This window comes from Shewanella sp. HL-SH2 (assembly GCF_051164935.1).
Lineage (GTDB): Bacteria > Pseudomonadota > Gammaproteobacteria > Enterobacterales > Shewanellaceae > Shewanella > Shewanella glacialimarina.
This window is the reverse complement of record NZ_CP195035.1, coordinates 2,792,787-2,805,678: the sequence shown is the minus strand read 5'-3', so window position 1 is coordinate 2,805,678 and position 12,892 is coordinate 2,792,787. Positions and strand designations below refer to the sequence as shown.

Here is a 12,892-nt window from a genome sequence, read left to right as displayed (position 1 = left end):
TTTATCTCATGCTGCTTATAAACAATTGTGTCAGCTATCATGCGCTATTTAGTTTGCTTGTAACTCAAGTTGTACTTCTGCTAGTTTTTGTTTTGAATTAATTCTACTTTCCATCACATACACCCTAGTAGCTTCAATGTTTGCCTGCTCAACCAAGAATGATTTAACCGTTTTAGCCCTAAGTTGGGCAAGTTTGCCTAATTCACTAGGTGCTACAACATGGGCACTTTTGATTGTGTTGTATAAAACAATATGCAAACGGGTATTGAGGTCATTTTCTAACAAGGGAGTATCTGGGTATTGGGCTTCATACTCATCAATAATGGACTGCTTAATTGCCATAGAATCTTGTGCTAACTCTTGTTCAAAAAGTGTATAAAGTGCTTCTGTAATTGGCCCTGATAGTGGAAACTGGCTGGCTGATAAATCAGCTGGTAATTGGTCAATGGGGATCTGCGCTGTATTTGCCAGTTTTAGATGCAGGGCTTGTTTGGCCAGTGCTTGGCTATCATTAATAGCATCAACCTCACCTTTAACATTAACAATCAGTAACGGCCTGTCTAATAATGCATCAGCCAATGTCATTAAGTGTTTAGTCTGTGTATTGCTTAGTTCAGCATTACCATAATCAAAACTGACTTTATTCAACGGTTCGTCTGAGCCAATCAAATTCGCAAGTAAACTAAAAGGAGCCGTAACGGCTTTAGTAATGATATTACCCAAAGCACCCCAAATAACGCTACCAAAACTAAAACTGGGTGAGCTTAAATCACCTTTTACATCAACGCCTAAATCAATGACGCCGTGGCGGTCTTGAAGTAAAGCAACAGCTAATGTTATTGGTAAACTAGTAGCAAGATCGCTGTTACTCGGTTTACCCAGTTGGAGTTGGTTGATAACGACGTGATTAGAACCCACTAAGACATTATTTTTTAATTGATAGTTTAAATCTAATGAGATTTGACCTTTATCTATATAGTAACCCGCATAAGTGCCTGAATAAGGGTTAACAGAGGTTAGCTCTACATTTTTAAAAATGAGATTAAGGTCAAGGTAAGGATTTTCTAGTAATGGGTTAATTTCACCTTTTAATATTACTGGAGCATATTTATCTATTTTTCCCGCTAAATTTACCGATGCAATCGTTTGTGGATTATTAGATAGTTGGTTAATTCGACCATTTAACAATTCAATTCCAGATGCAAAATTTGGAGTTAACGAATTATCGGCAAAAAATGCTGAGCTGTCTTTTAGTGTCATATGTTTAATGGCAATTTGTGGACTAATACTGTTTTCTTGTGCAAGTTCTACTTGCTGTTGGTTTTGTTCAATCTCTTTATCATTACTATCAGCTTGAAGCGTAACAGTGGGTTTTTTTAGTAGATTTGAAATATTGGTGCTTCTGTCTTTTGCAATAATGATACGAGAATACAATTGCTCAAATAGAATTTCATCAATATCAATTTTACTTTGTTGTCTATCAAACTCTAATTGATTAATTGACATTTTATGCCAGCTAACCAAGGTCTTTTGATGTAAATTGTCTTTAATATCAAGGTTATCAATCCAAGCCTGACCACTGTAGTTTAATTGTTTTTCAGTGTCTAAACTCAACCGCCCAGTGGTATTGAAAGTGCCGTCTTCGATGGTAATGTTGATAAATTTTTCGACATAAGGTTGCAGAGAGGTTAACGAGACATTTTGATAACTAAAGTCTGCATTTAATGTTTGGTCAACTAAGTTAAATACACCGACAGATCCAAGTTCGCTTTTTTGGTTAATTTTAGCCGAAAATTGGTAGTCTAATGGAATGGACAAGTCAGATTTAATTTGACTTGTTTTGATATTAATTTGGCCTATTTGCCATAAAACAACCTGATCGCTAGCGACAGATTCGCCTAAGTTTATATCATAATTAGCAATGTCGACGGCGTTGAGGTTGATTATCCAAGAAGGGCTAGCTTTCTCAATTGAGGGTTCAAGATTGGTATTGTCGATATCAGTGAGGTTTTTGGGCATTAATAGTTTCATTAAATCTGCTCCTGTTGGAGAGATATTCAGAGCCACTTTACCTGATTTTGTTTGAAAACTGTCTATGTTAACTAGCTGAGTTGCACTATCGACTTGAATGTCATTGAGGTTTATCGCGTCAATAACGATCTTTTCTTCATTGGCATGTGAAGCAATAATGCTATTAATATTGATGTCAGTATCGGTAAGTGTAAATTTGACAGGGGTATCCTGTTTAGGGTCAATATTAAGGATGATTTTACTGTTGATATTCAATTTCCCTTGGGTTAGCTGAATATCAAAGTGCTCATCAACAAACTGCCAATATTTAGCAATATTAAATTCAGACAAGGCAACATTCACTTCTAATACGAAGGGAAATAGCTGCAGTTGTCCAAAAAGTTGCAGCTTACTGCTGTATTCATCTGTGAGAGTTAAATCATACTGATTATGAATACTAGTTGCTTGATGTTTGATTTTAGCAATAGAATCAAAATGATCGAAAGCTAAATTGATTTGCGGATACACCACCTGGCTATTACTGACAGCATCTTTAATTGAGATAGCACCCTGCTCGATAGCTATTTTAGTAATACGTATTTCAATAGGTTTGTCGATAGACTCCTCATTTTGGGCCTCAGGATCAGAAACTGATTGAAATAAGGCAATAATATTAGAGTAATTATAACTATCTGTAGTCAGCCGCTCTATATTAATTGTGGGCTTTGTAATAGACACTTCTTCAAAAATAATGGCGAGATTGGCTAACGATTCCAGTGGTGAGATATTGATATATAGTTGTTCAAACCCGATAAAAGTTTGTGTCGGTTTACTTTCAGAGACAATCAAATGTTCTACTGATAGTTCAAAGGTAAATGGATTAAAGTGAATACTTTCAATTTGAGTTTCACGGCCCAACTTGTCAGAGACTAAAGGTGCCAGGTGTTGTTTTGCGATAAAAGGCATAATAATGCCGAAAATAAAACAAAACAGTCCATAAACGATAAATAGGCTAATAAGAATTCTTTTAAGAAGAGGGCTAGATGAGAATTTTTTTAATGAGCTTGCCATACGATACTCTTAGGCATAAAAACGAATAAGATTATTTTAACTAAAAAGTAGCTTAATTGAGAGGTTTTTATTGGCTATTTTATATATGGTTAGTAAATAGACTTTTAGAATATTAGTGTGTAAGGTTTTATAGTTAATTGTGTTACTTTTTTACAAGAACTATGATTAATCTTGTTTTTAATCATGAGTTTTATGCTGGTAATTCAAGGATGAAATATGCAAATACGTCTTGCCTCAAATATAGATTTACAGACACTTAGCCATCTTTTCGATCTATACCGTCAGTCTTGTGAACAGCTCAGTGATATAAATGGTTGTTATTCATTTTTAAGTCAGCGCCTATCAGAAAATGATTCGATTATTTTTGTCGCATTAGAAGAGGAGCATTTGCTCGGTTTTATTCAATTGTATCCCTCTTTTTCTTCATTAATGTTACAGCCAGTGTGGTTTTTTGATGATGCTTTTGTATTACCACAATACCGTAATAGAGGTATTGCCAGCCAGATGATAGCCAGAGCCAGAGTGTTAGCAAAAAGTGCACAAGTTGCACTAGTCAATAGACACATTGAACAAGATTTAAAGGTATAGGTTCTAATCCTTATGACTCGCAGTATTTTACTGTTAAAATATTGCGGGTTTATTGTATTTGGAGAAGTAAGATTGAATAAAAGTCTTTTTACAAACTTAATTGCAACCTTGTTTGTGTTAGTTGGCTACTTAATGGTTCAGCCCATTATATTAACAATCGGAATGTTTGCCTTGTCTGGTGCGATCACCAACTGGCTAGCAGTGTATATGCTATTTGAGAAAGTGCCTGGTTTATACGGTTCAGGTGTTGTGCCAAATCGTTTTGAAGAGTTTAAAGCAGGCATTAAGCATCTGATGATGGAGCAGTTTTTCACTCAAGAAAATATTGACCGTTTTCTGACCGTTAGTGACAGTAAAAGTATCGATTTAACCCCTGTAATAGAAAAAGTTGATTTAACGCCATCGTTTGATGCGCTTGTGTCAACTGTTGAAAAGTCATCTCTTGGTGGAATGCTCGCCATGTTTGGCGGAGTAGAGGCTTTAATGCCCCTAAAAGAGCCTTTTATTGATAAAATGAAACAGTCATTAATTGAACTGTCTCAAAGTGATCAATTTAATCAAATTTTAGTTAACGAATTAGAACAACCGAATGTGATTGCTGATATTCAAGCTAAGGTCGCTAATATTGTTGACCAGCGTTTGGATGAACTAACACCTGACTTAGTTAAGCAAATTATTCAAGATATGATTAAAAAACATCTTGGTTGGTTAGTGGTTTGGGGTGGTGTTTTAGGTGGAGTGATTGGTGCTATCGCCGCGTTAATTAACTAAGCTCAAATTAGATAAGTTAGTATTTTGACCCAAGTTTTTCTCTGATAAACATTGGGTCAAAATGGTTATTTGCAATTATTTCGTTATACTCAAAATATCCTTCAATCACTAGTAAAAGCAAAGCATGTCACATCATCAGATTAGTTATTTAGAAATACCGGTTAAAAATATTGCTTCTACTAAGGATTTTTTTAAGCATGTATTTGGATGGCATTTTAAAGACTACGGTCCGCAATATAGCTGCTTTATAAATGTGGGCATTGATGGTGGCTTCTTTGAATCTGACAGTCATTTCACTACCACAATAGGTGCGCCCTTAATTGTTTTGTACAGTCAGTCGTTAGAGGAGACCCAAAGCAAGGTCACTCAATATGGTGGAGTCGTTAATAAATCCGTATTTGCTTTCCCTGGCGGTAGACGATTCCACTTCCTCGATGTCAATGGCAATGAATTTGCCGTATGGTCTGAGTAAGAACTATGGACTATATCCCTAGTGTTGAATGCCCATGCATTAGGCAGTGTAGTTTAGACGAGCAAGATATTTGTTTGGGTTGTCATCGTACTTTAGATGAGATTTTAGAGTGGCACTCTATGAATAATGCACAAAAGCTTAATTTAATTAATAAGTTAAATTTTCGAGCCGTCGCCAGAAAACGCAGTTATGATTTTTAAATTATTGTTGTTCTAAGATGAATAAAAAAGCCATCAAAAATATGATGGCTTTTTAGTATTTGTTTCCCATTCTGAAATAAGATTAATGTTCTGCTTGATGATTTTTATCAGTTTTAGGCAAAATCATATTCATTAATATGGCGATTATACCGCATAAACTAATACCAGTGAGACTGAAAGAACCTATACCAAATGCCATTCCGCCAATACCAAATACCAAGGTGACAGCGACAATACTTAAGTTTCGCGGCTCTGATAAGTCGACTTGATTTCTAATTAAGGTATTCAAGCCCACTGCGGCAATTGATCCAAATAGCAAGCACATAATGCCACCCATTACTGGAACAGGAATTGTTTGTAATAAGGCGCCTAATTTACCCACAAAAGCTAAAATGATGGCGGTAATCGCGGTCCAAGTCATTATGCGAGGATCAAAACTTTTGGTTAAGGTAATCGCGCCAGTGACTTCTGAGTAGGTGGTGTTTGGAGGCCCACCAAATGCCGATGCTGCCATTGTTGCGATGCCGTCACCGGCTAAGGTGCGATGCAAGCCGGGCTTTTTTATATAGTCTTTACCGGTTACGTTAGATATCGCTAAGATATCTCCAATATGCTCAACAGCGGGTGCTATGGCAACGGGGATCATAAAAAGTATGGCTTGCCAATGAAACTCGGGGGCGACAAAGTTGGGCATAGATAACCATGCTGCTTGTTGTACAGGCGTGAAGTCCACCACATCAAAAAATAGACTTATACTATAGCCCACTATAATACCTGCCAAAATAGGCATCAATCGGGCAACACCTTTTGCAAAAGTCGCGACTAGAATGGTGGTTGATAGTGAGGCAAGTGAAATAATTAACGCGGTGTTGGTATTAATTAATTGGACAGAACCATCGCCCGTTTTGCCTAAAGCCATATTAACAGCCATTGGTGCTAACCCTAAGCCGATAATCATAATGACCGGACCAACCACCACAGGCGGGAGGAGTTGATGAATAAACCCTACGCCACGTATTTTGACTGTTGCTCCCAATAGTACATAAATTAATCCTGAAACCATCAGCCCGCCCATAGTTGCTGGTATTCCCCATGTTTGCACACCATAAAGTATCGGGGCTATGAATGCGAAAGATGACGCTAAGAAAATAGGCACTTGACGCTTTGTGACGAGTTGAAAAAGTAGTGTGCCAATACCTGCAGTAAAGAGCGCTACACTGGTATCTAGCCCAGTAATTAAAGGCATTAATACGAGTGCACCAAAGGCCACAAATAACATTTGTGCTCCTTGGAGCGGAATTGAAAAGCGTTGCATTAGATTAACTCCATTATTTTTATTATGTCTTTGAATAGGTACAGTTAGCATGTTTTCTGCTTATGTTTAAATAGTGCGTTCACATAAAAAAGAGTGTGATTAGACCATACTCGATAGATCTTTATTATGTTACACTTTGATCACTTATTTTGATTGCGTTTATAACTCCCAATGCTAAAAAATTTACTCAATATTACCGTGCTTTCACTGGCTATTTTTCATGTTCAGTTATCTGCTGTCGAGGTGACGAAGCTAGATCAAGCAGATATCATAGTTGATTCTCGCGCTAACAGTGCTCGATCTGCTGCACTTAAACAAGCGTTAGCCAGTGTTTTTTTGAAAAACTCCGGCAGCCCTAGCGTCGTGATGCACCCTACGGTTAAAGCACAAATTGACAATCCTGAAGCATTACTCATTCAGTATGGTTATAGCCAGGCTGATAGTGATTTATTACTGACAGCAAGTTTTGATCATCAACGCGTAATCAGCACTTTGCGCCAGGCTGATTTACCTGTTTGGGGGGCTCAACGTCCTTTAACCTTATTATGGGTAACAATTGCAGATGCTAATGATACAGTTATTTTATCTGACTCAAGCGAGAGCGCTTTACGATCTGATTTAATCGCTGAGTCAAATAATAAAGGTATTCCAGTATTGTTACCTTTGATGGATCTTGATGATCTTATGGCGGTATCGCCAACAGATGTAAAAGGCATGTTTCTAAGTCCTGTCAATATCGCATCGGCTCGTTACCAAACGGATTATTTTGCTATTGCAGATATTTCAGAGACCACGAGTGCAGTAACATTTACTTTGTCTTTATTCGATAAAACACAAACGGGTTCAACACTTCAACCCTTAATTAAACAACAAGGTGAGGCAGTCGATACAGCTGCGGCATCTAAACGCATAATGGCTTTATTAGCTGATTATTATATTAGCCAATATGCTATTGCATCTTCAGGTAATAACCTTGAAACGCATGTGAGTTTTACCGGTGTGACACAAATGTCACAACTGGTAGAAATTGAAAAGTATTTGCAGCAACTCAGTGCAGTAAAAGAGATTTCAATCAGCCAATTCCAAAATGAAACAGTGACTTACCTGTTGTCATTATTCAGTAGTGTTGAAGATCTACAACGATTATTAAGTATTGATAATCGTTTAAGCAAAATAGATACAATGGGCAATGTAAATTCCTACCTTGAGCCGAAATCGAACGATAAGCCAACGTTAACCTATCAATGGCAGGGGCAATAATCCCAGTGATATTTTACCCGAAGGGCGCTTGTGTTATAGTAGCGTCCGCTTTATGTTTATTTTTGAGAATGTTTGAGTGACCCTATCTTCTCCGCGCCAATTATCTTTGCCCGTTTATTTACCGGATGATGAAACGTTTAATAGTTATTATCCTGCATCGGGTAATGATGAACTTATTCAAAAACTTCAGTCTTGTGCTGAAGGGAGCATGACTTCGTCTATTTATTTGTATGGTCCGCAAAAATCAGGCCGTACCCACCTAATGCATGCTGCATGTGCACATGCAAGTGATTTAGACCGTCGTACTTTATATATACCTCTAGGTATTCATGCCAGTATTTCGCCCGCTTTATTTGAAGGTGTTGAGTCTTTAAATTTAATTTGCATTGATGATATCGATGCCATAGCAGGTCATCCTGTCTGGGAAGAAGCTTTATTTCATTTGTATAATCGTATTGCTGAACAACAAGACTGTCGTTTAATTGTCAGCGCCAGTGCATCACCATCTGAAGCCCGTTTTGCTTTACCTGATTTGGTTTCCCGTATGCAGTGGGGGTTAATATACCAATTGCAAGCTATGGCTGATGATGAAAAACTGTTAGCGTTACAACGCAGAGCCGCTATGCGTGGTCTGCAATTGTCTGATGAAGTAGGGCGTTTCTTACTGACGAGAATGGCACGAGATTTACGCACACTGTTTGATGTATTAGACAAGTTAGATAAAGCATCTATGGTACATCAACGTAAATTAACCATACCTTTTATCAAAGAAATGCTTAAGTTATAGCTGCTTATACATTGCCCTAGCTTTAAGGCCAGGGCAAAAATTCAAAATCTGCGTTTGTCTAAGTCTATTTGATCCGTCCGCTGAATCCTATTATCTATGTTGCTCGCCACTTAATTCTAAGGGCCTATCCTCTAATGCTTTTATCTCGGTGGATTGGCTCACCTTTTGCGGTGAACTCGCACTCGTTGGATTAACTACTAAGTTTTCTGCCCACGATTTACCGGGGGTTAATTGCAACGGTTTCGATAGACTGTTAATAAGGTTTTGACTTGCCACTTCTGGCATTATTTCATCAATAACATATTGTGCACGTATTTTAATATTGGCTTCGCCAATACGACCGCGTTGTCCCCAATCGACAGTAATACTTGATCCTGTAGCATTATCCGGATTGTCTGTTACGGCCACATCTCTCAACATATTATAGCGATAGCTCATAAAGGCTTCTTCAAACAACATGGCAGCATCTTCTCGACTTGAGGAATAGTTGTAATAGTCGGATGCATGGTCTTGACTAAAGAAGGTGGAAATATCACTTGGAATATACGACTTTTGAGTGTTATTAGCTGTTTGCCCCTTAAAGCTTACAGTACCTAGTGAATACATTTCGCTGCTTTGTAATGGAAAGCGTATTGCGAGTTGATCAGACACCAAAGCATTACTACTCGAACGTCTGTTGAAATCCTCTAATAAAGTTGGCCCTTGAAGTGTGCTGTGTGTACTGCGCGGGAAAAAGTCATTAGCGTGGGCTAACTCGTGATACAGCAACGAGGAAAGTCTAGGGGTAAAGTCAGCAACTGAGCGGTTTGTTCGGGTTTCATATGGGTAAGATGCATAAGCATACTGATTATTTTTCACATATCGCCATGGCATTAAAAACTGTAAATCATTACCAAAATTACTTCGGTAATCTGGTGCCTCATTAATGGTATCTCGCTCAGCAGCTGTTAACCAAAGATTGTCGGGATCTAGGTATATCGCGCCGGTAACTACCCAATAAAAAGAGGGGCGCACATCATAACTAATGATAATAGCGGTAACAGATTGTAATAATGTAATGAAGTCACTATTAGGGTCTTGCTGCTGCAAAAACTGCTCAAAATTCTTCCCCATCCAATCGTGAGATACCACAACTCTGTCCATGATATTAGCAATAGAGGGGGCACTTATTTGCTGTCCAATTAAAGGTAGTTGATTAATACGGCAACTACTATCAAGTTTATTTGAGTAAACACATTTAGGTAAAACAGCAGCATATGATGAATTAGGGTTATAGGCATAGGTGCGAGAAACGGGCTGATCAAAATAGGGAGAAGTGATCCCAGCTTCATTGGTAATTAAGATGTGGACATCATCGGTTAATGTTTGCCCATTCAGTTCGGCTGTAGCCCTAAGAGATACAATGCTGTCTTTGTTGACAATAGGAGCAATGAATAATGGTCGTTCAGTTTTTGTTAGGTCTAAACTAATCGGATTATCTGAGTAAGCACACCATTTTACATTAGTCGGCATTTGACCATTAATGGACGCTAATCTCACGCTAACACCATTACCTTCAACGACTTGATGATCAGCATTTACTGATAATGATATTTGTTGAGCATTCGTGACATTAATGGTAATCAATTGATTAATATCAATACCAGAACCTGAAATTGTCACTTTAAATTGGTATTCACCGGTATTGGACGGTGTAAAATTAAGTATGGGGGAGGAGTTATTGGCTAGAGATAAATCTGTACCTGCCATTTGCTGCCATTTAAAAACTAAGCCACTTGAGTCTTTATTCGTTAGTTTAGCAATAATTGCCCCTGGTTGGTTTACTTGATAACTTGTCTCAAGCAAAAACTCCAGGTTATCTGTACCTGTTACAGTGCTCAACTCTAAAGGCTGACTACAGGCTGTAACAGGCAGTGTATTGTCGGGGACCACAGGCGTCGGTGCTGAGTCGCCGCTACCTCCACATCCGGTTATTATGCTGGTTGAAATAAGAAGCGTAAGAATACTGCGACTGAAAGCCATTATTTAATCCCTTCTACAATTATTTACTGACTATATCATGTGCTTTTTGCATGCGAAAGAATAAAAAAGCGCCAATTGGCGCTTTTAAAAATGAAACATTTATTGATAATAATAAGCAATAAAATTAATTTAAATCAGATTGTTAATCTTCTTGTTGTGATTTTTTCTTTAAACCCAGGCCCAGTTCTCTGCCTCTTATTCTGGCATAAAATGGAAAGCCAATTAGCAAGGCACTAATAAGCGCAGACTCTATAATTGCAAACACAAGCGCGTCTTCAGTCACATAGACTAAGGTTAATCCGTGAAGCAGATACAGACACAGAATAAAACTCGCCCAGGCGTAAGTGTATGGATTACCTTGAATAACACCTTTTAATGGCATCAATAGCGGGATGATCCACATTAGATTAAATATTAATGAATAAGATCCTTGCACACCTTGTTGTACAAACCATCCAGTAAGCAATAATACCAGTGCAATATAACCTATACGGCAAAGCTGAAATAAGCTGTTAGTTTTCATTAATAATTTACTCTATGATTGCCAAAACATTTTCAGGAGGTCGACCAATAGCCGCTTTGCCATTGCATAACACAATAGGTCGCTCAATTAATTTTGGCGTTTTTACCATGGCTGCAATAAGTTGCACTTCCGTGAGATTGACATTATTTAAGCCTAATTCTTTATACTCACTTTCTTTAGTACGCATCAATTGACGAGCGCTTAAACTAAGTTGCGATAGTATGTTACTGATTTCATCTGCTGAGGGGGTATTTTTTAAATACTCAATCACATTTATTTCATTAGACCTAGCTTGAAGTAATGCTAGGGTTTCACGGCTTTTGGAACAACGTGGATTATGTAAAATAGTAATTTTAGTCATAGTATTAGCTTTCTTTTTATTTCAGTATAAAAGTTATTTAAATTGCTCTAGATTTCGTTCAGCATCTCTAAATTGACGTATTCTAGCTTCAATTCTGGCAATTTGCAGCGGCTGACCTTCAGAGTATCTATATGCGTAGTTTAATTGATCAATCGCGCCAGGGTAATCCGCCACTAATGCCATTACCTCTGCATTAGCATAATATTCTAGTGCTTTGTTTCCCATTTTTTTATAGGCATCATTTAACAATTGATAGGAAAGTATATTTTGCTTATCGAAAAAAATGAGATCTTCCAACAACGGGATAGCTAGCTTGGGCGCTCCTGACTCAACATAAATGTGGGCCAAATTAGTATTAATAACCTGAGAGGTCGGCTTTAATTTACGCTGGTCTTGCAATAGTGTAATAGCTTCATCAAAGGCTTTACGTTCGGCTAGTAAATCGGTTTTTGTATCGATATAAAATAAATTATTGACATCTGTTTGGCGCAACTCATCAATTATGGCCTCTGCTTCAGCAAATTTCTTCAAGCGAAACAGTGCTAAAGCTTTGCCATATAAAGCAGCTTCTTTGAATGCGTAAGAGCGTTTCTTTAACTGGACATTAAATAAAGATAAAGCCGCTTCATCGTTATAGCTGGAAAATCTGACCTGGATGCGAGCTTTAGCAAGCTGGTAATTTAAGTTATCTGCAATATAACGATTTGGATATTGTGCAGCCCGGTTACGTGCATCGGTAATGCGTGATTCAGGTAATGGATGAGTGAGCAGCATTTGAGGTGGCGTTGTGGTAAAGCGGTAGCGAGTGGCCAGTTCCGCAAAGAAATTTGCAGCGCCATTCTGGTCAAATCCAGCTTCAACCAATATTTGCATGCCTATCCGATCAGCTTCCTTTTCATGCAAACGTGTGTAATTAATTTTAGCTTGAGTTGCTAAAGCCTGAGTTGTTGCTAATGCCGCCATACCAGCTTGAGGCGCAGCAATAGTCAGTAATATAGCCCCTAGTAAACCGGCAATCGTAGCGGTGGAACTTTTTTCTTGTGCTTCCAATGAACGGGCTAAATGGCGTTGGGTAACGTGGGTGATTTCATGGGCCAGTACTGAAGCGAGCTCACTTTCGGTATCTGCATTTAAAAATAAGCCAGTATGAACACCAACATGACCGCCAAAAAAAGCAAATGCGTTAATTTCATCATTACGCAGCAAGAAAAAATAGAATGGCGTTTTAACGCCTGTGGCGTGAGCAACTAATTTATTACCTAATTCAGATAAATACTGGCTTAAAACGGGGTCCGTCAAAAGGGGGGCAGATGAGCGTATGACTCGCATATAAGCATCGCCATAAACCATTTCTTTCTCAAGACTGAAGGTATTGACCGCGGCAGTACCAAGATCGGGTAAGTCGTTGTTGGCAAAACTGCTGGTAATATTCGCTGTAAATAGTGTAGCAGCAACACTGCTGGCGATGAAAGTTTTGCTCATTTTGCTGAATGATTTGGTGGTGAAAGTAAT

12 protein-coding genes are annotated in these 12,892 nt (G+C 38.2%); 6 read left to right on the top strand and 6 right to left on the bottom strand.

What is annotated here, in order from left to right; genetic code table 11:
* Positions 1 to 48: 48 nt before the first annotated feature.
* Positions 49 to 3,081 carry a DUF748 domain-containing protein gene (locus ACRWP9_RS12200; RefSeq protein ID WP_434926227.1) on the bottom strand — a complete coding sequence of 1,011 codons (3,033 nt, stop codon included), beginning with the start codon at positions 3,079 to 3,081 and terminating at the stop codon, positions 49 to 51.
* 216 nt (positions 3,082 to 3,297) lie between these two features.
* On the opposite strand from ACRWP9_RS12200, the gene ACRWP9_RS12195 reads away from it, so the two are divergent.
* From ACRWP9_RS12195 to ACRWP9_RS12180, 4 genes are all read left to right on the top strand, one after another.
* Positions 3,298 to 3,669: a GNAT family N-acetyltransferase gene (locus tag ACRWP9_RS12195; RefSeq protein WP_434926226.1), complete on the top strand. Its 372-nt coding sequence runs from the start codon at positions 3,298 to 3,300 to the stop codon at positions 3,667 to 3,669.
* A gap of 72 nt (positions 3,670 to 3,741) precedes the next feature.
* Positions 3,742 to 4,440 (top strand): DUF445 domain-containing protein, encoded by a 699-nt coding sequence (locus tag ACRWP9_RS12190; RefSeq protein ID WP_434926225.1) that lies wholly within the window; start codon positions 3,742 to 3,744, stop codon positions 4,438 to 4,440.
* 124 nt (positions 4,441 to 4,564) lie between these two features.
* Complete coding sequence (locus tag ACRWP9_RS12185) at positions 4,565 to 4,912, top strand: VOC family protein (RefSeq protein ID WP_434926224.1); 348 nt, start codon at positions 4,565 to 4,567, stop codon at positions 4,910 to 4,912.
* Positions 4,913 to 4,917: 5 nt separating this feature from the next.
* Positions 4,918 to 5,112, top strand: coding sequence for a DUF1289 domain-containing protein (locus ACRWP9_RS12180; RefSeq protein WP_434926223.1), 195 nt, complete (start codon positions 4,918 to 4,920; stop codon positions 5,110 to 5,112).
* 82 nt (positions 5,113 to 5,194) lie between these two features.
* Here the strand turns inward: ACRWP9_RS12180 and ACRWP9_RS12175 are convergent, their stop codons facing one another.
* Complete coding sequence (locus ACRWP9_RS12175) at positions 5,195 to 6,427, bottom strand: uracil-xanthine permease family protein (RefSeq protein ID WP_434926222.1); 1,233 nt, start codon at positions 6,425 to 6,427, stop codon at positions 5,195 to 5,197.
* Positions 6,428 to 6,598: 171 nt separating this feature from the next.
* Between ACRWP9_RS12175 and ACRWP9_RS12170 the strand changes: the two genes are divergently transcribed.
* Positions 6,599 to 7,687, top strand: coding sequence for a DUF2066 domain-containing protein (locus ACRWP9_RS12170; protein WP_434926221.1), 1,089 nt, complete (start codon positions 6,599 to 6,601; stop codon positions 7,685 to 7,687).
* 76 nt (positions 7,688 to 7,763) lie between these two features.
* Positions 7,764 to 8,474, top strand: coding sequence for a DnaA inactivator Hda (gene hda, locus ACRWP9_RS12165; protein ID WP_434926220.1), 711 nt, complete (start codon positions 7,764 to 7,766; stop codon positions 8,472 to 8,474).
* Positions 8,475 to 8,564: 90 nt separating this feature from the next.
* Here the strand turns inward: hda and ACRWP9_RS12160 are convergent, their stop codons facing one another.
* From ACRWP9_RS12160 to ACRWP9_RS12145, 4 genes are all read right to left on the bottom strand, one after another.
* The gene (locus ACRWP9_RS12160; protein ID WP_434926219.1) at positions 8,565 to 10,496 is read right to left on the bottom strand and encodes a hypothetical protein; all 1,932 of its coding nucleotides are present in this window, start codon (positions 10,494 to 10,496) and stop codon (positions 8,565 to 8,567) included.
* A 142-nt stretch (positions 10,497 to 10,638) separates the two neighbouring features.
* Complete coding sequence (locus ACRWP9_RS12155) at positions 10,639 to 11,019, bottom strand: DUF2069 domain-containing protein (RefSeq protein WP_434926218.1); 381 nt, start codon at positions 11,017 to 11,019, stop codon at positions 10,639 to 10,641.
* A 7-nt stretch (positions 11,020 to 11,026) separates the two neighbouring features.
* Positions 11,027 to 11,380, bottom strand: a complete 354-nt coding sequence (gene arsC, locus ACRWP9_RS12150; RefSeq protein ID WP_434926217.1) for an arsenate reductase (glutaredoxin) — start codon at positions 11,378 to 11,380, stop codon at positions 11,027 to 11,029.
* Between the two features lie 33 nt (positions 11,381 to 11,413).
* Entirely contained in the window at positions 11,414 to 12,862 is a 1,449-nt protein-coding gene (locus ACRWP9_RS12145; RefSeq protein WP_434929051.1) for a M48 family metalloprotease, read from the bottom strand.
* Positions 12,863 to 12,892 lie beyond the last annotated feature (30 nt).